20 protein-coding genes and 1 pseudogene are annotated in these 21,445 nt (G+C 36.3%); 20 read left to right on the top strand and 1 reads right to left on the bottom strand.

The window, feature by feature from the left end; translation table 11 throughout:
• Positions 1 to 72: 72 nt before the first annotated feature.
• From NiCM35_RS05875 to NiCM35_RS05890, 4 genes are read left to right on the top strand one after another with little or no spacing between them, the layout of a single operon-like run.
• The gene (locus NiCM35_RS05875; RefSeq protein ID WP_161798407.1) at positions 73 to 426 is read left to right on the top strand and encodes a flagellar protein FlaG; all 354 of its coding nucleotides are present in this window, start codon (positions 73 to 75) and stop codon (positions 424 to 426) included.
• An 18-nt stretch (positions 427 to 444) separates the two neighbouring features.
• On the top strand, positions 445 to 2,268 hold the full coding sequence (gene fliD / locus NiCM35_RS05880) for a flagellar filament capping protein FliD (protein ID WP_123258232.1): 1,824 nt from the start codon (positions 445 to 447) through the stop codon (positions 2,266 to 2,268).
• A 25-nt stretch (positions 2,269 to 2,293) separates the two neighbouring features.
• Complete coding sequence (gene fliS / locus NiCM35_RS05885; RefSeq protein WP_095330289.1) at positions 2,294 to 2,695, top strand: flagellar export chaperone FliS; 402 nt, start codon at positions 2,294 to 2,296, stop codon at positions 2,693 to 2,695.
• On the top strand, positions 2,695 to 3,048 hold the full coding sequence (locus tag NiCM35_RS05890) for a hypothetical protein (RefSeq protein ID WP_433778920.1): 354 nt from the start codon (positions 2,695 to 2,697) through the stop codon (positions 3,046 to 3,048). Before fliS ends, NiCM35_RS05890 begins: the two co-directional genes overlap by 1 nt.
• Positions 3,049 to 3,096: 48 nt before the next feature.
• Here the strand turns inward: NiCM35_RS05890 and NiCM35_RS05895 are convergent, their stop codons facing one another.
• Positions 3,097 to 4,266, bottom strand: a complete 1,170-nt coding sequence (locus NiCM35_RS05895) for a glucose-1-phosphate adenylyltransferase (RefSeq protein WP_095322054.1) — start codon at positions 4,264 to 4,266, stop codon at positions 3,097 to 3,099.
• Between the two features lie 868 nt (positions 4,267 to 5,134).
• Between NiCM35_RS05895 and hpf the strand changes: the two genes are divergently transcribed.
• The 16 genes and pseudogenes from hpf to NiCM35_RS05975 all read left to right on the top strand — a co-directional run bounded on the left by hpf (position 5,135) and on the right by NiCM35_RS05975 (position 21,435).
• Positions 5,135 to 5,683 carry a ribosome hibernation-promoting factor, HPF/YfiA family gene (hpf, locus tag NiCM35_RS05900; RefSeq protein WP_047943892.1) on the top strand — a complete coding sequence of 183 codons (549 nt, stop codon included), beginning with the start codon at positions 5,135 to 5,137 and terminating at the stop codon, positions 5,681 to 5,683.
• A 227-nt stretch (positions 5,684 to 5,910) separates the two neighbouring features.
• Positions 5,911 to 6,360, top strand: coding sequence for an Lrp/AsnC family transcriptional regulator (locus NiCM35_RS05905; RefSeq protein ID WP_095330290.1), 450 nt, complete (start codon positions 5,911 to 5,913; stop codon positions 6,358 to 6,360).
• Between the two features lie 158 nt (positions 6,361 to 6,518).
• Entirely contained in the window at positions 6,519 to 6,830 is a 312-nt protein-coding gene (locus NiCM35_RS05910) for a hypothetical protein (protein ID WP_095330291.1), read from the top strand.
• A 673-nt stretch (positions 6,831 to 7,503) separates the two neighbouring features.
• On the top strand, positions 7,504 to 7,683 hold the full coding sequence (locus tag NiCM35_RS05915) for a hypothetical protein (RefSeq protein WP_412973421.1): 180 nt from the start codon (positions 7,504 to 7,506) through the stop codon (positions 7,681 to 7,683).
• Between the two features lies 1 nt (position 7,684).
• Complete coding sequence (locus NiCM35_RS05920) at positions 7,685 to 9,295, top strand: gamma-glutamyltransferase family protein (protein WP_123260582.1); 1,611 nt, start codon at positions 7,685 to 7,687, stop codon at positions 9,293 to 9,295.
• Between the two features lie 24 nt (positions 9,296 to 9,319).
• Positions 9,320 to 9,883 carry a chromate transporter gene (locus tag NiCM35_RS05925; protein ID WP_095330293.1) on the top strand — a complete coding sequence of 188 codons (564 nt, stop codon included), beginning with the start codon at positions 9,320 to 9,322 and terminating at the stop codon, positions 9,881 to 9,883.
• Positions 9,880 to 10,410: a chromate transporter gene (locus tag NiCM35_RS05930; RefSeq protein ID WP_433778924.1), complete on the top strand. Its 531-nt coding sequence runs from the start codon at positions 9,880 to 9,882 to the stop codon at positions 10,408 to 10,410. The genes NiCM35_RS05925 and NiCM35_RS05930 overlap by 4 nt, the downstream gene beginning before the upstream one ends.
• Before the next feature lie 260 nt (positions 10,411 to 10,670).
• The gene (locus NiCM35_RS05935; protein WP_235850275.1) at positions 10,671 to 11,357 is read left to right on the top strand and encodes a GntR family transcriptional regulator; all 687 of its coding nucleotides are present in this window, start codon (positions 10,671 to 10,673) and stop codon (positions 11,355 to 11,357) included.
• A gap of 77 nt (positions 11,358 to 11,434) precedes the next feature.
• Positions 11,435 to 13,513: an alpha-glucuronidase family glycosyl hydrolase gene (locus tag NiCM35_RS05940; protein ID WP_095330295.1), complete on the top strand. Its 2,079-nt coding sequence runs from the start codon at positions 11,435 to 11,437 to the stop codon at positions 13,511 to 13,513.
• A 547-nt stretch (positions 13,514 to 14,060) separates the two neighbouring features.
• Complete coding sequence (locus NiCM35_RS05945) at positions 14,061 to 15,230, top strand: extracellular solute-binding protein (protein ID WP_433778926.1); 1,170 nt, start codon at positions 14,061 to 14,063, stop codon at positions 15,228 to 15,230.
• A 60-nt stretch (positions 15,231 to 15,290) separates the two neighbouring features.
• Complete coding sequence (locus tag NiCM35_RS05950) at positions 15,291 to 16,421, top strand: ABC transporter ATP-binding protein (protein WP_095330297.1); 1,131 nt, start codon at positions 15,291 to 15,293, stop codon at positions 16,419 to 16,421.
• A gap of 4 nt (positions 16,422 to 16,425) precedes the next feature.
• Entirely contained in the window at positions 16,426 to 17,289 is an 864-nt protein-coding gene (locus NiCM35_RS05955) for an ABC transporter permease (protein ID WP_433778929.1), read from the top strand.
• Positions 17,290 to 17,306: 17 nt separating this feature from the next.
• Positions 17,307 to 18,200 (top strand): ABC transporter permease, encoded by an 894-nt coding sequence (locus NiCM35_RS05960; protein ID WP_047943901.1) that lies wholly within the window; start codon positions 17,307 to 17,309, stop codon positions 18,198 to 18,200.
• A gap of 186 nt (positions 18,201 to 18,386) precedes the next feature.
• Positions 18,387 to 19,541, top strand: a complete 1,155-nt coding sequence (locus tag NiCM35_RS05965; protein WP_095330300.1) for a Gfo/Idh/MocA family protein — start codon at positions 18,387 to 18,389, stop codon at positions 19,539 to 19,541.
• 19 nt (positions 19,542 to 19,560) lie between these two features.
• Positions 19,561 to 19,728 (top strand): annotated as a pseudogene (locus NiCM35_RS05970) (Gfo/Idh/MocA family protein); the annotation flags it as partial.
• 774 nt (positions 19,729 to 20,502) lie between these two features.
• Complete coding sequence (locus NiCM35_RS05975) at positions 20,503 to 21,435, top strand: Gfo/Idh/MocA family protein (RefSeq protein ID WP_095330301.1); 933 nt, start codon at positions 20,503 to 20,505, stop codon at positions 21,433 to 21,435.
• Positions 21,436 to 21,445 lie beyond the last annotated feature (10 nt).

Raw genomic sequence — 21,445 nt, forward strand, 5'->3', positions numbered from 1 at the left:
TAAATGTTTAGAGTATCCGATATAAAAATTAAAGGATCTGATAGAGGAGCTGTTATATGGATGAAATTGGAGATGAATCAACAACAATCGACTATATCTAACTTAGTGAACTCAACCAGAAATGATAATGAAATTAGCTTAAATAATAGGGACTACACCAAATTGGTGGATACTCTTTCAGAAGAATCGACTAACATTCTGAAAAAAGAGAAAGCGGAAGAAATAGTAACGAGTATCAATGAATTTTTAAAGCCACATTATACTTCTATAAATTTTAAGGTCCATGATGAAACAGAACGCTATTATATAGAAGTCGTTGATAAAGCTACAGAGAAGGTTATAAGAGAAATTCCATCTAAAGAACTTTTAGACATCTATGCAAAAATGACAGAGTTTATCGGAATATTTATCGATAAAAAGCTTTAAATTATAGGAGGATTTATAATGAGTGTAAATTCAATAAAATTCACCGGTCTTGCCAGTGGACTTGACACACAATCGATTGTCGATTCATTAATGAAAGTGCAGCGTATGCCCCTAGACAAACTAAAACAACAAAAGCAAATTTTAGAATGGCAACGTGATAATTACCGAACAATGAATGCAAAATTAAAAGAGTTCGATACATTTATATTTGAAGGTATTTCCAAACAATCAAATATGATGAAAAGAACTGCTGTTTCTTCGAACAAGGATATAGTATCAGTAAGTGCAAAAGCGAATGCGGGGAATGTTTCCTATAATATCTCCGATGTTGTAATGGCAAAGTCCGCTAAAGTACAAAGTGCAAATAAAATTAGTAATAGTACGTTAGATCCTACCAAGAGTTTACTTTCCCAGCAAAGCAAACTCTCTGATGACTCAGGAATTCAATGGAAGGGAGAAAGTTTTTCACAGACTTTAACAGGACAAGGAGACGAAATATATCTAGGTGGTACTTCCTTATCTGGATTTCCTGATTCAATAACTGTCACAGGAGGGACCGATAAAACGTTTAAAGTTCAGCTGATAGAAGGAGATGCTCCAGAAAAAGGCACTAGAGCAGCTGATACTGTATATGTTAATCCAGCCACCGGAAAAATGACATTTGGTGAAATTCTTCCAGAAAATAGCACGGTAACAGTGAGTGGGGACAATCTTAAGAAGAACAGCTATATTGAGTTTGATATTCAAACAACAAATGAAGATGGTACAAAGAATAAGCAAAGTTTTAAAATTGATGGCTCCACTTCATTAAATAGTATGTTTAGTAAAATTAACAGTTCTAATGTCGGGATCAGTATGTTTTATGACACTGGTACAGATAAAGTAGTCGCCCAACGCACAGATACTGGTATACTAAATAATGGAGCAGAAGAAATTGAGTTTTTGGGAAAGGATGCAGAATTTTTTACTAAAACTCTGAATTTAACTGAAAAAACTGCTGGGTCTGATGCTGAATTCACTATTAATGGTTTAAAAACTACTAGAAAATCCAATACCTTTACAATGAACGATGTTACCTTTAATTTAAATAAAAATACTACTGCTGGTGAAAGTGTGAATGTAAATATTCAAACTGATACAGATAGTATTTTTGATACGATAAAATCTTTTGTAGATAAATATAATGAAACAATCGGTGCTGTTAATACAGAACTTACTGCTCAGCGTTATTCAGCTTTTCAGCCTCTTACAGAAGAACAGAAGGCGGCAATGGGTGAAAAGGAGATTGAGCAATGGGAGGAAAAGGCGAAAAGTGGCTTACTGAAGAGAGATCCCCTTTTAACCTCTGGTTTAAATAAAATGAGAAACTCCTTATATGCGTCTGTAACAGTTAATGATAAAACAAAAACAATTGAAAAATATAATCAGTTGGCTGAAATTGGAATCACTACTTCGAAGGACTATTTAGAACGTGGTAAGCTAGAAATTAATGAAGATAAATTAAAAGCAGCAATCGAAGATAATCCAGAAGCGGTATACCAGTTATTTATGGCGGATGGCCCAACAACTGATCAACAAGGATTAGCGAGAAGGTTAAGAACGGATATATCAGATACAATGAAACAAATTGAAGAAAAAGCTGGTAATACGTTTAAAACGGAATATAATTATACCATTGGTAAAGATATGCTGCGAATTGATGATAATATTGAATCAATGGAATATCGATTAAAGCAAATAGAAGATCGTTATTGGGCACAGTATAACGCAATGGAAAAGGCTATACAAAAATTAAATAATCAATCTTCGCAATTAACAGGCTTTTTTGCACAAAATGGATAATAATAACTTAGGGGTGAGTAAGTAGATGGCAGTTAATCAACCATACCAAACCTATAAGCAGAATGCAGTCAATACTTCGTCTCCCGGTGATTTGACTCTTATGCTGTATAATGGTTGTTTGAAATTTATTACATTAGCGAAAAGAGCTATTGAGGATAAAAATATTGAAAAACGAAATGAAAATCTGGGTAAAGCACAAAATATCATTAATGAGTTGATGATTACATTAAATTTAGAGATCGATATTTCTAAAAATATGCTCCAAATGTACGATTATATTTACAGAAGGTTAGTGGAAGCTAATACTAAGAATGATATTAATATATTAAATGAAGTCGAAGGTTATGTTATCGAATTTCGTGATACTTGGAAGGAAGTAATAAAAATAGCGAAAAAAGATATTGGACCTTCCAATGGATTAGCATAATGAGTCAATTAACTGACTATAAAGAGTGTACGAAAAAGCTGCTTGGACTTCTTACGATAGAGGAAGGAACGATAGAGGAAAGAGAAGCTGTTATAAAGGAAATAAATGATTTATTAGAGAAGAGGGAAGAACTATTAAATCAGCTTCCTTTATGGCCGAAGATTAATGAAGCAGATAAAAAGGAAATGATAGCTTCAGAGAAACTTCTGAATGACAAGATGCTTTCTTTGCAAGGGAAAATAAAAACAGATTTAAAGCAGCAGCAAGTGAGAAAGAAAAGGATTAATCAATATAATGATCCGTATGGTGGAAATATCTCTATAGATGGTATGTTTTATGATAAGAAAAAATAAAAAGGTTGTTGCCAATTAAGGCAACAATCTTTTTATTTAATATTATATTCAAATCACTCTAGACAACCCAACACGGGTCTGTTTATTCTCAATACTTTCACCGATCAAAATAATTTCTGAATCAGCGTCCTTTGGTGCAATAATGCTGTGATCTCCCACTGTTACATTGCATGCTGTTACGCTTTTTTCAATGACAGCATTTTCGCCGATAACGGTTCCAGGTAGGAGTACGGAATCTTTGACGATTGCTCCTTTTCCGATAATGACATCATTGAAGATAACAGAGTTTTCAACAGTTCCATAAATTTCGCAGCCTTCACTGATAATGGAGCGATTTACGGTAGCGGAAGATTCGATATAGGACGGGGCGTAGCACTGTTCGTGGGTAAATACGGTCCAGTCTTTGTCATTTAGAAAGATATTGCTTTCCTTTGATAATAAGTCCATATTTGCTTCCCAGAAGCTGTCGATTGTCCCAACGTCCTTCCAATAACCTTTAAATGTGTAAGCATGTAGTTTGCGGTTATCTGTCAGCATGGCAGGAATAATATCTTTTCCAAAGTCCTTAGAAGATAATTCGTTCTTTTCTTCTTTTTGTAGATAAGATTTAAGCGTTTTCCATTTGAAAATATATACACCCATGGAAGCTAGATTTGATTTAGGATTAGATGGCTTTTCTTCAAAGTCGACGATTCGATTATTGGTGCCATCTGTGTTCATAATACCGAAACGATTTGCTTCCTCCCAAGGAACCTCCGTAACAGAAATTGTTGCATCTGCCCCTGTTTTGATATGCTGCTGCAGCATTAAATTATAATCCATTTTGTAAATATGGTCACCAGAAATAACGAGAACATAATCCGGGTTATACTGGTCAATATAGGATATATTTTGATAGATAGCATGGGCTGTACCATCATACCAGCGTTCTTCTGTACCACATTGGTATGGAGGGAGGATGCTTAGTCCGCCATCTCTGCTGTCCAAATCCCAATCTTTTCCGTCTTTAATGTAATTTTGCAGTACATGCGGCTGATATTGTGTTAATACACCAACAGTATCTATTCCTGAATTACGGCAATTACTTAATGTAAAATCAACAATACGGTATTTTCCCCCAAAGGGTACTGCCGGTTTTGCTAATTCTTCTGTTAGTTTTTTTAGTCTTGTCCCTCTTCCGCCAGCCAATAGCATTGCAATACATTTTTTATTCAAAATAGATCCCTCCAGTATGCGTTATCAAAGTTCATTTGTTAGAAATTCAAAAGAAAGTAATTTATTACTTATTTTACCAGGAAGATTTCAAATTTTAAGAACACTTCTTAAAAAAGCAAATGTTCTTTCCTTTCTTATCAAGTAGATCTATTTCGGCCTATAAACGATCGTCTTCCCACAACTTGTAATAGTACTCTTCCTCTTCCATTTCCTTTAGTTCTAATTCAGGCTGATTCTGTAAAATTGCTTCACTCATTCTTTTACCTCCAGGTTAAATTCTTAATGTGTTCATTGTAGCAAATATAAAACATTGAATTGTAAAAATATTTTGATTAATTTCGCTAAAACTCGACACCGACCGAATAAGTAATACTCATAATTCCATCTATTGTTAGGAATATAGGCTTCTTCTCATAGATTATGTCGAAATGTTTTTCAAAAGGGAGAATCTTTGTATAGATATTTAACTTCAATAGCCTCTACTTTTGAAATAGAAAATACTGGTTATACTAACACTTGCCTATCTTCTTTTTTCAAAGAACTAGTTCTTTTTACTAGGTGGTAATCAGTCACTTTATTTTCGTACGAGCTAAACGTTTTGATTATGGTGTATATATAACCGCTGTTAATCGATTTGAAACATTTTCTAACATAAAAATTTGTTGAAAATAATTTTTGATAGAATAATAGTAAGCGTTTGTATTTAAAAAGTTCACAATTTTGTCGAAATTTCTTATCGTTTTAGCAGGATTTTGCCAGGGTATGATAGAAATAGATAGTATAGTCAAAATAATTCCTTATATGGTATATTTTCATTTCCTATAAGGAAAAAATAAGACTTGCACTGGAAACTATAAAGGAGGAGTAACTTATGAATTTCAACATTAGAGGAGAAAACATTGAGGTAACTCCAGCAATTAGAGAGTATGTCGAAAAGAAAATCTCTAAATTAGAAAGATATTTTTCTGAATCACCAGATGCACAAGTAAATGTGAATTTAAAAACGTACAATGATAAAACATCCAAGGTAGAGGTTACAATTCCAATGTCCCAGTTGCTGTTACGTGCAGAAGAAGATCATATGGATATGTATGCAGCTATTGATTTAATCTCTGATAAATTAGAAAGACAAATAAGAAAACATAAAACAAAAGTAAATCGTAAGCATAGAGAAAAAGGAAATCTGAATGAACTATTTGGTTCTTACGAAAGCACACCAAATGTGGAGGAAGAAGAACAGGAGCTAGAAATTGTCCGCCAAAAACGCTTCAATCTAAAACCAATGGATAGTGAAGAAGCAATCCTGCAAATGGATTTACTAGGCCATAACTTTTTCGTTTATACAGACGCAGAAACTAACAACACCAATATCGTTTATAAACGGAAAGATGGGAAATACGGCCTGATTGAAGCTCAATAATAATGGATAAAGCCTGCAGTGATTACATTGCAGGCTTTATTCTATATGTTGATATAACACAAGAAAATTCGTTATCCCCCCAAGTCAATAGACAATTCAACTAAATATTCCATTCGTGCTTGTCATTTACTTTAGAAAGTTTGAAAATTCTAAAGAATACTTTCTTATTTCCTATCTACAAGCTATAATGAAACATATTTTATAAAGAGAAGATGCGTGGTGATTAAATGAAATTAGATGCAATAGATAAAAAAATATTAGAATTACTAACAGCAAATGGCAGACTTTCCTATGTGGAAATTGGCAAAGAGCTGCAATTATCTCGCGTGGCTATAAGAGAGCGAGTCAGCCAACTAATCGAAAATGGAGTGATTGAAAAATTCAGTGCTGTAATCAATTCGGAAAAAGTAGGCAAAACAGTTTCTGCTTTTTTTGAAGTAGACTGCGAGCCAGCTTCCCTCATTCAAGTAGCTCAAACACTAGCGGAAAATCCTGTGGTGGCTAGCTGCTATCAAATGACGGGGCCAAGCACCTTACATATGCACGTTCTCGTCGAAGACTTCGAAGCACTAGAAAGCTTTACAAACAACGAATTATATTCCTTAGAAGGCATCACAAGAGTGGAAAGCCATATTCTTCTAAGAAGGTTTAAAAGTAGAAATGGTTTAAAAATTTGAAGCAAATACCAAACAAAGATCAAATTTATTATGTTAATCTTTTGTTTGGTATTTTATTGTCTTCTTTTTTCCAAAGTCTATCCGAATTAATTTCCATAATTAAGAAAAAGCATGATAAAATACATGTATATTATAAAAATTAGAAAGGTTGTTTATATTTGGAAAATAAAATCAACACACCAAAAAAGTACAGTATAATTAGTTATATTGCTCTTGCCATTGGTATTATTTGTGTCTTTATTGTTTTTGTCACACCGACAAGAATAGCTAATAACGGAAATGCGGTTGGTGATTATATTACATTTATTCTTACGGGTACAGGGATCCTATTATCAATCATTGCAATGATGAAGAAAACAGAGAAAAAGGTAATCCCTATAATATCTTTCATATTTTCCTGTTCTTTGTTTATATTTTGGATCATCATTTTTATCCTCTTGTTTACTGGTCAAATTGATTTTGCGCCTTAAGAAGAAAAGAAATATTGCTTTCTTCTACTTGTCTATTGTCCTCCGCTTCCTGACGAAAAGCGGAGGATAATAGATAATTACTACAAACCTTCCTACACACCAATTCATATAAATGAATTACATGTCTTGCCATTACCAAACCTTCCTAGCAAATCGACCTTCTTAAATAGCTATATTGTGAAATATTGGAAACCTCATCGATTCTCTCCGAGAAATTCACAAATTAAAAAAAATCTCCAACAAAAAATATAAGTGTATGTACTTTCTTGAAATAATATTGATCTTTTTACATCCCTACTAATCTGAAGGGATTCAAGCAACTAAATTACTATAAGAAAATAACAGTAGTATAAAAATACTGAAAAAATAATGATTATTAAAAGAATTCACCTCACATGCTCTCTAGTAATTTCCCCTCAATACTTTGTGAAAAATATATTATTATTTCGAAAAAATAAATATTAGAGGTACGAAAGGATTCTTTTGTTTTCTGTAAATACAGAATATATATAATTATTAATTTTTTTAGAAAAATGACTAGAATTCTGTTTATAACTGTCTTATAATCATGAATATTAATTATTTTCTTTCGTTTGTTAATCAAATAAAGTGATTTGATTTCCTTCTGAAAGTTAAAATTGGATATTTTTACAAAGAGGGGAAGGTGAGATGATTGATCTCCATGATTATTAGAAGGTTATTTCAGCTTGTACTCTCCCTTATAGAGATATGTCCATTCCATACACGCTGTCCGATAGCAACAGATCTATGCAAACAAGCAAAGCCAGAGTGGCAAGAAGCAGAAGTAAATCACTTTGTTGCCTGTCATTATGTCGGAAAGGAATTGAATTAAGATGAAACTAGATTACTTGTATCACCCTTATCCTTCTCAGCGAAATACTGTTTTTGCAAAAAGGGGAATGGTTGCTACGTCGCAGCCTCTTGCTGCTCAAGCTGGTTTAGAGATTTTACAAAAGGGCGGAAATGCGATTGATGCAGCAATTGCAACAGCCGCGGCATTAACAGTAGTGGAACCAACTTCTAATGGAATCGGCGGAGATTCCTTTGCACTTGTATGGTTCAAGGATAAGCTGCATGGATTAAATGCGAGCGGACCTGCACCAAGCTCTATTTCCATTGATTCGTTAAAAGCAAAAGGGCTAGAAAAGATACCAACTTATGGCGTTATTCCAGTAACAGTACCAGGTGTTCCATCTGCCTGGGCGTCACTTTCAGAAAAGTTTGGGAAATTACCTTTGAAAGAAGCATTGGCACCAGCTATTCGTCTTGCTGAAGAAGGCTATCCAGTTAGCCCAACTCTCGGAAAGTATTGGAATCTGGCCTATAATCGCTTTAAAGAAAGTTTTCAAGGAGATGAATATACGCCTTGGTTTGATACGTTTACTCCTAATAGAAAAGCACCACAAATTGGGGAGATTTGGTCATCACCAGGTCATGCTTCTACATTGCGCTCTATTGCAGAAACAAATGCAGAGAGCTTTTATCGTGGGGAATTAGCTGATAAAATAGCACAGTTTATGAAAGAGCATAATGGCTATCTTCAAAAAGAAGATTTAGAGCGTTATTATCCTGAATGGGTGGAGCCAATTTCTGTTTCTTATAAAGGTTATGATGTTTGGGAAATCCCACCGAACGGGCAAGGATTGGTCGCATTAATGGCACTTAATATTGCTAAAGGCTTCAAGTTAACAGAGAAGGATACTGTTGATACATACCATAAACATATAGAAGCAATGAAGCTTGCATTTACGGATGGAAAAGCATTTATTACCGATGAAAAGGAAATGCCTCATACAGTAAAGGAATTATTAAGCGAAGAATATGCTGCTTTAAGAAGAAAAAAAATTGGCGACCAAGCCATTACACCTGAACCGCTATCACCTCCAAAGGGAGGAACGGTTTACTTAGCCGCAGCAGATGAAGAAGGAAATATGATTTCCTATATTCAAAGTAATTACATGGGCTTCGGCTCAGGAATTGTCATTCCCGGAACAGGGATTAGCATGCAAAACAGGGGGCATGATTTTTCCCTCGATCCAGCCCATCCCAATGCATTAAAACCGGGGAAAAGAACCTATCATACAATTATCCCTGGATTCCTTACGAAAGATAATAAGCCAATCGGACCTTTTGGGGTGATGGGCGGTTATATGCAGCCACAAGGTCATTTCCAAATTGTCACCAATACAATCGACTTTCATTTGAATCCACAAGCGGCTTTAGATGCACCGCGCTGGCAGTGGACGGAAGGGAAGAAGATACTAGTAGAGCCGCATTTTCCTAACTATTTAGCTCAAGCACTTGCAAGGCGGGGACATGAGATTCAAACGGCTACAGAGTTTGGACATTTCGGCAGAGGACAGATTATCTGGAGAGATGAAGAAACAGGTGTATTAATTGGAGGAACAGAATCAAGAACAGATGGAACGATTGCCTCCTGGTAAAGCTGCAGAAAGGTTGTTGAGTTTATGACACATTGGCATCTATTTCTTGCTTTTTTTCGAGTAGGGATTTTAGGATATGGCGGTGGTCCTTCTTCAATTCCTCTTGTAAAAAACGAAGTAGTGGATAAATATAAATGGATGACAGATGATGAGTTTTCTGATGTTTTGGCATTAGGAAATGCGTTGCCAGGACCAATTGCCACGAAAATGGCTGGTTATATTGGCTGGCAAGTAAAGGGCGTATTCGGGATGATAAACGCTATTATTGCATCTGTTGTTCCGACGATATTATTAATGATTGTTTTATTAACTTTTTTAAATTCCTTTAAAGATAAGCCTTGGGTATTAGGAATGACAAAGGCTGTTGTTCCTGTGGTTGGTGTAATGCTAGGGGTATTGACAGTAGACTTTCTAAAGAAAGTAAATAGTCATTTTCGTCTGAAGATGACTATTGGGTTGATGGCCGCAAGTCTTATTCTTTTAGTCCTTCTCCAAATCCATCCCGCGATTGTCATAGGAGTTATCATTGTCGTCTCTCTACTTAGCAAGAAGCAAAAAGAGGAAGTGAAAGAGGTGAAGGCATCATGATTTTTTGGCATATTTTTTTGGCATTTTTTCTTCCGGGTATTCTTGGCTATGGAGGGGGACCAGCATCGATCCCTTTAGTGGAAAAAGAAGTGGTCGATCGGTATGGCTGGGTAACCGAAAATGAATTTAGTGAAATACTGGCAATGGGAAATGCACTGCCAGGCCCGATCGCGACTAAAATGGCAGGTTATATTGGATATCAAGAAGGTGGAATAATTGGTGCGAGTATTGGGGTTATTGCAACGGTTGCACCGTCCTTATTATTAATGATTGCCTTATTACGGCTGTTAATGAATTTTAAAGATTCACCTAAAGTAAGTTTGCTGACAAACTTAGTGAGACCTGTGATTGCTGTCTTACTCGCCATGATGACGATTAGTTTTTTCCAGAATTCTTATCATGGAATAGGAATCTTGCAAACTGTATTTCTTGGAGCTGTCAGCCTGATTTTATTGGAAAAGGTTAAGGTTCATCCAGCTTATGTGATAGCGGGTTCTCTAGTGTATGGAGCAATATTCTTGGCTTAAATGAAAATGCAGAAAAACTCCCTATTAATATGGGAGTTTTTTGATATTGTTAATGTTCATAGTTTAATGCAATTGAGATAATTTTAAAAATTTTAATTCTTCATTCCAAACTGCAACCGCCTATTTTCCCTATATCATAAAAATTTAAATAGTCAGAAATGCAAAATTAGTCTAATAAAAAGGATTGAAATTCCAAGGGAGTCCTTTTATAATGAAAATACGAACTACCATACTAGTATGATTAGAATACCGAGGAAAAGGTGAGTATAATCGTTTCGATTTGGAAAAAGGAAAATATCTCTACCAGAGATTTTGTGTATGAATCATTAAAAAATAGAATTACAGAATTAGAGTTAAAACCAGGGCTAAAGATTTCTGAACAAGAAATCGCAAGTGAGTTAAATGTAAGTCGTACGCCTGTAAGAGAGGCCTTCTTAAAGCTGTCACAAGAAGATTTGCTGGGGATATATCCGCAAATTGGTACGATTGTTTCCTTGATTGATTTAGAGCTGGTGGAAGAAGCAAGGTTTGTCCGGGAAAATATGGAGAAAGCAGTTGTGAAAGAAGTTTGTCAGGTTTTTAAACAAGAGCAGTTATTTAAATTGGAATCTAATATTGCCATGCAGGAATTATGCTTAAAAAATCAATCCTACCATCAATTATTGGAATTGGATGATCAGTTCCATCGTTTATTATTTGAGGGATGTAACAAGCTGAGAACTTGGAAGATGATTAGAAAAATGAATAGTCACTTTGACCGCTTGCGTGTGCTTCGAGTGGAATCCAATCTGGAATGGGATATGCTTGTTTCTCAGCATAAAGATATTTTTCAGTTTATAAAGGAAAAGAAAGCAAGCGAAGCAGAAAAACTAATAGGAATACATTTAAACTTAGTTAACTTTGAGAAAGAGGAACTAAAGAAGACGTATCCTGATTATTTTCGTTAAAATGAACAGAATCTAACCTAACCTTTTCACAGAATTTTAATCAATCTTTATTGGTTAATTATAGGAGGATTAAGTAAATGGAAAAAATGGTGGATAAAGAAAATCAACAATTCGTAACCAATAGTTATCATTGTTGGCTACAGTATCGTAAAATAGAAAACGCTCATCAATACAGTAATATCGCCTCTATGATTGGAATAGCAGAAGATACACCCATTATTAATTCTGCTGCAAGGGAACTCCAGAATGCAATTAAATCCATGTTAGACGTTAATCCAACTCTTCAACCATATACTTCAAAGAAAAGCTCTATTATTTTAGGTACATATGAAAGCGTTAACTTAAATGATTACGGAATTTCATCCACGTTATTTGATGACTTAAATGAGGAAGGCTATTTATTAAAAACCACTGAAGATAATAAACAGATGTTATTAATTGGAAAAACAGATAGAGGCGCATTATATGCAGCTTTTCATTTCTTAAGAATTTTACAGCAAGAAGAGCCGTTAATTGGCTTAGAAATAAAGGAAGCACCGCAGAATCAGTTGAGGATGATGAATCAATGGGATAACATGAACGGATCCATTGAACGTGGTTATTCTGGAAAATCAATCTTTTTTAATGATAACGATTTCAATGAGGATTTAACAAGGGTAAAGGATTATGCTCGTCTTTTATCATCTGTAGGTGTCAATGCTATTTCTATTAATAATGTTAATGTATGGAAGGTAGAAACGAAATTGCTTACAAAGGAGTTTTTACCTAAAGTAAAAGAGGTAGCAAATATTTTAAGGTCTTATGGAATAACTACCTATTTAAGTATAAACTTTGCTAGTCCAATAGAGTTAGGAAACCTGGCGACTGCTGATCCACTTGATAAAGAGGTAGAAAAGTGGTGGGCGAGAAAGGCAGAAGAAATTTATCGCTATATCCCTGATTTCGGCGGTTTTGTGGTGAAGGCAGATTCAGAGGGCAGACCGGGACCATTCAGTTATGGAAGAGGCCATGTTGAGGGGGCAAATGTTTTAGCACGAGCATTACAGCCTTTTAATGGAAAAGTAGTATGGCGTTGTTTTGTCTATAATTGCTTACAGGATTGGCGTGATAGAAAAACAGATCGTGCCAGAGCTGCGTATGATCATTTTAAGCCGCTTGATGGGCAGTTTCTTGATAATGTCATTTTACAAATTAAAAACGGACCCATGGATTTTCAAGTGCGGGAACCAATCTCTCCACTAATAGGTGCTATGAAGGAAACAAATCAAGTTGTGGAATTTCAAATTGCACAGGAATATACCGGTCAACAGAAGGATGTTTGCTATTTAGTACCACAATGGAAAGAGGTGTTAGATTTTGATACCTATTCGGATGGAGAAGGATCGACCGTTAAATCAATCGTAGCTGGCACACTTTATAACTATAGCCATAGTGGCATTGCTGCTGTCTCCAATATTGGCAATGATATAAATTGGACTGGAAATACTTTAGCACAGGCAAATCTCTATGGCTTTGGCAGATTAACATGGAATCCTGACTTAACGACAGAAACAATCACTAATGAATGGATTCAATTAACATTTGGGGAAAATCCAAAAGTTGCAAGTGTTGTTAAAGAGATTTTACTTTCATCATGGAACACATATGAAAATTATACTGCCCCCCTTGGTGTTGGCTGGATGGTTAATCCAGATCATCATTATGGTCCGAATGTAGACGGATACGAATATTCCAAATGGGGTACCTATCACTTTGCAGATCGTGATGGAATTGGGGTAGATCGTACAATGGAAACGGGAACTGGCTACGCAGGGCAATATTTTGGACCAAATGCACAACGATACAATTCTTTAGAAGATTGTCCAGATGAGCTTCTGCTATTTTTCCACCATGTCCCATACTTACATAAACTTAATTCTGGAGAGACGGTCATTCAGCATATTTATAATACCCATTTTCAAGGGGTAGAAGAAGTGGTGATGTTTATTAAGAAATGGCATGAATTAGAAGGAAAAGTAGAGGATTGGATTTTTAAAAATGTGCAAGAACGTTTACAGCTGCAGTTAGAAAATGCAAAAGAATGGTGTGATCGCATTAATACGTATTTTTATAGAAAATCAGGAATTGCCGACGAAAAAAATAGAATGATCTATTAATTAGTACCACTCTTCCCCGCAAAATCGACTTTTACACCTAAAGAAAACAAAGGTGGAGGAACAGCTGCGCTTAAAGACCAATTTGGTCACCTTTCAATTAGTGGGGGGCAACAACTCCACTGATTGATCATGTTTAATAGAGGAAGTTAAATCGTGAAAGCTAAAGCATCCAAAAAACCACCCTTTTTGAATAAAACAGATTCATTTAACAGTAGTTTTAAAACAAATCATTTCTCCCATTGTTTACACAGCGCAAAGATCTTTCAAAATAGAATCGTAAACTTTAAGCATAAATCTTACGATAAATAATAATTAAACTTCAAACTGCCATACTAGTATATTCTTCTTGAGTAAAAGAAGGATATAGAACGAATATCTTGAATTTGTATAATTGTAATCGTTTGCAATTATTTTAGCGTTATACGATGCCGAGGTTACTTAAAGGGGGTGATTCTTAGAAGGGGAAACAAAATACATCTTAGTCCAGTAACAATTCTGCATTTTTATTTGCGAGCATTAATAATACAGGAGAATTGGGGGGATTATTTTGAAAAAGCATAGATGGCTTTTTTTAACAATAATCATGACAATTAGTTTATTACTATCTGCATGCGGAGGAGCTGAAAAAAGTTCTGGAGGAAAAAATGGTAAAATAACGCTTACGATTTATTCGGCCGCTGGTGGAGATGAATACTATAAGGATATTGTTATACCGATGTTTGAAGAAGCAACAGATGGAAAATACAACGTGGAATATGGTCGAGGTACACCCCAAGAAGTAATCAACAAAATAAAAACCCAAGGTAAAAATGGAACCATTGATCTAGTGGTGACTGGTTTAGATGGTCTTCCACTTGGCATTAAAGAAGGCTTATGGGAAAAGATATTACCCGAATACTCAGAAGAGACTCATTCTGCAGAATGGAATGGAATTGGTCAGGAGTATATTGATAAATTCGAAGGCTATGGTGCACCAGTTACAACTGGTTCTGGTGGTCCTATCTTGATGTATAACACAAAAACAGTTAAAAACCCACCGAAAACATATGAAGAATTAAGAAAGTGGATTAAAGAAAATCCAGGAAAATTTACATACCCTGCAGTTCCATCTAGTGGTCCAGCACGAGGATTCTTCTTTGGTCTTATTCAAGCAATGGGAGAAGATTTAAATAATCCAAGCTCATTAGATAAAACGTGGGATTATTTAGAAGAAATTGGAGAAACGATTGAATACTACCCAGCAAAAACATCTGACTCCTTTGATCTTCTTTATGAGGGAGCAGTAGATATTGTACCGCACATCCCATTCTGGTATGCGGATAATAAAGCGATTAAAACAATCCCGCCGCATATTGAAGCTGTGAAATTGGAGGATGCCAAACAAGTTATCGATTCTCAATTTTATGTAATGGTAAAAGATTTACCAGAAGATCGTAAAAATGCTGCGCTCGAGTTTCTAAAGTTTGCTACTTCGAAGGAAATACAAGCACAAGGATATGTTCGAGGCTTCCTTCCAGCAAATAGTCTAGCAACACCTGATATGCTAGAACCTAAATATCAAAAATCATATGAAACTCTAGTGGAGTCCGTAATGCCAGAGTTTAAAGAAGGCGACAAAATGAAAGTTCCAGACGGAGAATGGATACTATTCCCAGACTTAGAAGAGACCAATGAATTATACGGTCTTTGGGAAGAAAAAATTCAAGCACTCAAATAGGAAGTATTTTCCCTAGTCTCTTGTTTGCTAGAGACTAGGGAGAGAAGGAGGAGAATTAGTATGGAACAATCAGTATTGGCAAATACGGAGTCGGCAGCATCTAAAGCAATCAAGAATACGACAAGTACAAAGGTTGAAATCAAGAATTTAACAAAACAATTTGGTGAATCAACAGCTGTGAATAATGCGAATTTGACCATTGAAAGCGGCGAATTTATGACATTCCTTGGACCGAGCGGCTGTGGGAAAACAACTATTTTATCGATGGTATTAGGAACCCTTGAGCCGACTTCAGGAGATATTCTATTTAATGGCTCTCCGATTAATCATATTGCTATGAATAGGCGAGATATTGGCATGGTTTTTCAGAACTACGCTTTATTTCCTCATATGACTGTTTCTCAAAACATCGCATTTGGTTTAGATATGCGCAAAGTAGAAAAAAAGGAAAAAAAGCGCAGAGTACAAGAAGCAGTGGAGATGGTTCAGCTAAATGGACTGGAAAATAGATTTATTAAAGAGTTAAGTGGAGGACAGCAGCAGCGTGTTGCCCTTGCAAGAGCACTAGTTATTCGCCCAAAGGTTCTATTATTAGATGAACCATTAAGTAATTTGGATGCAAAGCTTCGTAAAGATATGCGAATTCAAATTAAAAAAATTCATGATGAACTAGCGATCACCACCATTTATGTAACACATGATCAAGAAGAAGCATTGTCGCTTTCCACCAAAATAGCAGTAATGTCTAAAGGGGAAATTCAACAGCTAGGCACTCCAAAGGAAATTTTCGGAAAGCCTAAAAATCACTTTGTTGCCAATTTCTTAGGCTACGCTAACTTTATTAAAGGAAAAATTGTCAGTAAAAATAATGATCACTTTATTTTTGAATCAGATGCAAAGCTTCGTTTGGAAATAAAAGGGGATGGTCGCCATCAGGTAGGGGATAGTGTACTTCTAACAATTAAGCCAGAAATGATTGAAATTGTCTCAAATGATCGAATCGGAGCCAATGTAATAGAAGGGGAGATATTGGTTGGGGATTATGTTGGAAGCACTACTGGCTATGAAATTAAAACCAAAGATGGTTCTATTTTGAAGACCAGTGTTTTAGGGCTGGATCCTTATAAGGCCCACCAAAAAGTAAAGCTATATTTGAATCCCGCTAAGATTATTATTTTGGATGAGGGGTGAAAACATGAATCATCAGGCAAAACCGAAAAAAAGTGATTATTTAATGCTTCTGCCGAGTCTGTTTCCAGTACTTTTGATATTTGTTTATCCCTTAATAAGAGGGATTATGATGACGTTCCAAGAAAATGGAACCTCTCATTTCACGATGGGTAACTATATTGAGTTTTTTACAAATCCAGATTATTATCAAACTATTTTTCGAACGCTTGCTTTAGTGATTCCAGCAGCATTTCTAGAGCTATTTATTGCTTTCGCGATTACCTATTATATAAGAGGAAAGATGAAGGGCAAAGGAATAATTGCCGGATTAATTATTTTCCCCCTTACATTAGGTTCCTTAATTATTGATATGGCGATTATTTCATTTTTCAAGCCAACAGGCTGGTTCAACACGATTCTTTTACAAATTGGCCTTATTGATGAGCCAGTCAGACTTGTCTATAACTATACTGGTGCATTTATTGCTTGTGTTATTTTGGGTGTGGCATTCCTTGCTACTAATTTCATCGGGATGATGGATTCCATTGACCCAAATTTAGAAAAGGCTTCCAGATCGCTTGGTGCCAGCGAATGGGTTACATTTAGACGAGTATTTTATCCACTTATTCGTGGTGGGGTTTTAAGAGTATTTGCTTTAAATATTATTATGCAGATTGGTGTGTATACCTCTGCCGTGATTGTAGGTAACCCTGCATCGGCAACCCGGACATTTGCTGTAGTTGCTTTCGAAGAGGCGATGCGAAACTTTAACTACAGTATGGCTAATACAGTTGCTGTAGTAATGGCAATTACGCAATTAGTAATCCTGGCAATTGTGTTTGCATTACGTAAACGAGGATTCGTCGGTTCAGCAAGTACATTTAAATAACAAAGAGGTGAGATGTAGTGAGAATTGTGGAGAATACCATAAAGGGTGGTATAAACAATCCTACGGAAGCAAGTGTACCTAAGAACAGTAAAGTGGCAGGATTACTCAAACTACTCTATAAATTTCTAACATGGCTTTTAATAATAGTATGTATTACCTCCATTATTGGGATGACGATCGCGGTATTATTAACTGCCTTTGGAACAGAATGGTATGGTACTTTCCTTCCAGCGGGGTACACAGTGGACTGGTTTGTTCAGGCTTGGCAGGTTTATGAAATAGGGCATTTTTATAAAATAACCTTACAAATTGTTGTAACTGCGACCATTATATCATTGTTGCTAAGTATTCCAACTGCATATGTATTGGGGCGTAAGTCATTTCCTTTTAAAGAAGGCTTGATTAGTTTCTTTCAGATGCCTTTTACCTTACCAGAACTTGTTTATGCTATACCTGTTGCTTCCATTTTTTATTCAACAGGTCTAGCGGAAACAATTCCTGGCTTAATATTAGTTAACTTAATTGTCGGTATTCCGTTTTCTGTTTTCATTTTGCTTCCATTTATGGAGTCGCTGGATCCAAGATTGGAATGGGCTGCTGAATCCTTAGGTGCAACTAAATTTAAATTATTTAGTAGAATTGTTATCCCGCAATTAGTCCCTGGGTTAACGGCTTCTGCCATTAATATTTTCATTCGTATGTTTAGCACATTTACCATTATCCTATTAATCTCCGGACCGAAGACACAGACATTAAGTGTCATGGTATTTAGTGTCCTTCAAGGAGCAGGTTCCCAGCCGCAGCCAATGCTTAATTCACTAGCATTAACATTAATGTTTCCCTTATTGTTATTTGCTTTTATAAGTTTATGGATTTCCAGCTTTACCCAAAGACGGCTTGGTAAAAAATAAAATGGTAATTCGCTGATTCCGAAAAAAATATTTATGTGAAATAGTCGTATAGAATTACTTAGAAGCATTTCAAACAAAGAAGACTGCTAGACTTATATGAAACGTTAAGAAGGTATTTCGAGGAGATTAACAATTCTAAATCTCTTTTAACAAGAATAAATAGATTAAGGAAAAGGAGAGGGTTTTGTGCTAAATGTAGCTATTATCGGTTCAGGAGCTATTTCATCTGCTCATATTGAAGCATATCAACAATTTCCTGAGCGCTGTAGGATTGTTGCCTTATGTGATTTGTATCCTGAAAAGGCAAAAAAACAGGCCGAAGAATTCCATTTGAATGCAACCGTGTACGAAGACTATCAAATGATGCTGGAGCGAACAGACATTGATTTAGTTTCGGTGTGTACGCCGCCTTATACTCATGCAAAAATTGCCATTGATTTTCTTGATGCTGGAAAAAATGTATTGGTGGAAAAACCAATGGCTTCTTCTTTAGAAGAGTGTGATGCCATGAATGCAGCGGCAGAAAGAAATGACAAGTTATTGTCCGTTATTTCGCAAAATCGTTTTCAAAGTCCAATGATGAAGTTAAAGAGCGTACTTGATACGAAAATGATGGGACCAATTGTCCATACACAGGTTGATTCCTTTTGGTGGCGCGGGCATAGCTATTATGATTTATGGTGGCGAGGTACTTGGGAAAAAGAGGGTGGTGGTTGTACCTTAAATCATGCAGTCCATCATATTGATATTTTTAAATGGATGAATGGAATGCCTTCAGAGGTAACTGCTGTGATGAGTAATGCCTCTCATGATAATGCGGAAGTAGAGGATATTTCTGTTGCTATTTGCCGTTATGATGATGGCAGCCTTGCACAAATAACAAGCTCTGTTATCCATCATGGAGAAGAACAGCAGTTAATCTTTCAGGGTAAAAATGCTAGAGTCTCCGTACCATGGAAAGTAAAAGCGTCTAAATCAAAGGGAAATGGCTTTCCAGTAGCGGATACAGAACTGGAAGAAAAAATTCAGCGCTATTATGAGCAGCTAGATGATATTCCATATGAAGGGCACCCTGGTCAAATCGATGATGTGTTAACAGCGTTGGAACAAGGAACAGCAGTGCTAGTAGATGGAGAACAAGGCAGACAAACACTTGAGCTTATTTCAGCAATCTATGAATCTGCGAGTACAGGGAAAACCATTAAGCTGCCATTAACAAAAGATAATTTATTCTACACAAGAGAAGGTACACAGACAAATGCAATTCATTTTTACGAAAAGAAAACAGCCGTTGAAAATTTTGAAGATAATGATATTACGGTAGGCGGTAAATATGAGTAATATGAAGGAGGAGAAAAATGTGAATAAAAATGATGGAATGAATTATGCGCCGAAAGGTCAAGTAAATAAGGTAGTCGAAGAAGGGGAATTTCTGTTTGCTGCGATTGGCTTAGACCATGGGCATATCTATGGGATGTGTAATGGATTAATAGAAGCAGGCGGCACGTTAGTAGCTGTTTATGATCCAGGTGCGACACGTTTCTAACGGAAAAGGTTAGACACTAAGGTTCTTTAATCACCTTAGGAGAACTGATTTCTCGATAGGTGGAATGAAGAGGTAACGCTCTGAAACGCCTACTCTAATACTCCGACATGCCATTTCTATGGTTAAATAGATTGGTATGAAGCTCGGTGAAGTCGGCAGAGAGATACCGTAAGTTGATAAGGGGCTTTCCTTGTCAATCACGAAAGCTGTCTAGCGGTAGATGGTGTATCCTATATGCCGGGAGTCCATAAAGTATCTATGGTTAGAATGAATAGGGATATACTGACAAATCTCCGAATGTACGGTTCTAGACATAAATGCTGTAGAAATGCAGCAGGTGGCAAAATTGCGATCGTATGGGTGGGTAATTAAGAATCTGGATTATGAAAGCCCATAGCTTGTTACAGGCAAGTTATACATACAGGACCATAGGAGAGACCTAAGGATATATGGGAAGGATAGAGAAATTGGAACGTGGAAAGCGGAAGGATGTGGAGGCATTAACCTGCTTATGAAGCAGTTCTGTATATAAAGGGGAACAATCTAACCTATTAAAACAGATTAACCTTTCGTGAGAGTGGAGTCACAGTACCTATGAAACCATGATAATAAATGGGGGAGGGATAGGCTCTAGTTGGAAATTTCCAAGAATGCTAGATACATAATAAATAACACACGATTCTTTTGGAATTTTCAATGGAACGCCGTGTGAGATGAAAGTCTCATGCACGGTGTGAAGTGGGGGAAAAGCTGGAGATGGCCTCAAAGGTTTACCTATCACTATATGCTGAAAAAGTGCAAAAATTTATCCAAATCTATCCACAAGCAAGGGCAGCAGCGTCAGAAGAGGAAATCCTCCAAGATAAAACGATTCAGCTTGTAGCAAGTGCGAATATTCCAGTCCAGCGTGGCCCACTAGGGTTAAGAGTATTAGATGCTGGGAAACACTATTTTGTGGATAAACCTGCTTTTACTACAATGGCACAAGTCGAGCAAGCAAAGCAAAAGGTAGCAGAGACAGGTCTAAGATGGGGGATTTATTATAGTGAACGATTACATGTAGAAAGTGCCGTATTTGCTGGTCAATTAATAGAAGAAGGAGCGATTGGCCGGGTTATTTCTGTAATGGGCACAGGGCCACATCGTGCTAATGTAAATAGCCGACCTGACTGGTTCTTTGATCCAGAGCAATATGGCGGAATTTTAACGGATATTGGCAGTCATCAAATCGAGCAATTTTTGCATTATGCAAATGCGAAAAGTGCGAAAGTCCTCCATAGTACGGTTGCTAACTATCACTATAAGCAATACCCAGAATTTCAGGATTATGGGGATGCAACCTTGGTGGCAGATAATGGCGCTACCTTTTATTTCCGTGTCGATTGGTTTACTCCGGATGGGCTGGGAACTTGGGGAGATGGCCGTGTGACAATTATTGGGACAGAAGGCTATATTGAAGTGCGAAAGTATATTGATATAGCACGCAGCAAGGAGGGGAACCATTTATTTTTGGTAAATGGAGAAGGAGAAAAATACTATCAATTAAGCGGTAAAGTAGGCTATCCATTTTTCGGTCAATTTATTTTAGATTGCATAAATGGCACAGAAAATGCGATGACACAGGAACATGCCTTTACTGCTGCGGCATTATGTATTGAAGCACAGGAAAAAGCGATAAAAATCGAATAGGTCGATTAAA

Source organism: Niallia sp. M35, assembly GCF_050971705.1.
GTDB classification, from domain to species: domain Bacteria; phylum Bacillota; class Bacilli; order Bacillales; family Cytobacillaceae; genus Niallia; species Niallia circulans_A.

Bases quoted from the DNA above. Each gene is read 5' to 3' on its own strand.
- NiCM35_RS05875 (WP_161798407.1), top strand. From the start codon at position 73: ATGAATCAACAACAATCGACTATATCTAACTTAGTGAACTCAACCAGA.
- fliD (WP_123258232.1), top strand. From the start codon at position 445: ATGAGTGTAAATTCAATAAAATTCACCGGTCTTGCCAGTGGACTTGAC.
- fliS (WP_095330289.1), top strand. From the start codon at position 2,294: ATGGCAGTTAATCAACCATACCAAACCTATAAGCAGAATGCAGTCAAT.
- NiCM35_RS05890 (WP_433778920.1), top strand. From the start codon at position 2,695: ATGAGTCAATTAACTGACTATAAAGAGTGTACGAAAAAGCTGCTTGGA.
- hpf (WP_047943892.1), top strand. From the start codon at position 5,135: ATGAATTTCAACATTAGAGGAGAAAACATTGAGGTAACTCCAGCAATT.
- NiCM35_RS05905 (WP_095330290.1), top strand. From the start codon at position 5,911: ATGAAATTAGATGCAATAGATAAAAAAATATTAGAATTACTAACAGCA.
- NiCM35_RS05920 (WP_123260582.1), top strand. From the start codon at position 7,685: ATGAAACTAGATTACTTGTATCACCCTTATCCTTCTCAGCGAAATACT.
- NiCM35_RS05925 (WP_095330293.1), top strand. From the start codon at position 9,320: ATGACACATTGGCATCTATTTCTTGCTTTTTTTCGAGTAGGGATTTTA.
- NiCM35_RS05930 (WP_433778924.1), top strand. From the start codon at position 9,880: ATGATTTTTTGGCATATTTTTTTGGCATTTTTTCTTCCGGGTATTCTT.
- NiCM35_RS05940 (WP_095330295.1), top strand. From the start codon at position 11,435: ATGGAAAAAATGGTGGATAAAGAAAATCAACAATTCGTAACCAATAGT.
- NiCM35_RS05950 (WP_095330297.1), top strand. From the start codon at position 15,291: ATGGAACAATCAGTATTGGCAAATACGGAGTCGGCAGCATCTAAAGCA.
- NiCM35_RS05955 (WP_433778929.1), top strand. From the start codon at position 16,426: ATGAATCATCAGGCAAAACCGAAAAAAAGTGATTATTTAATGCTTCTG.
- NiCM35_RS05975 (WP_095330301.1), top strand. From the start codon at position 20,503: ATGGCCTCAAAGGTTTACCTATCACTATATGCTGAAAAAGTGCAAAAA.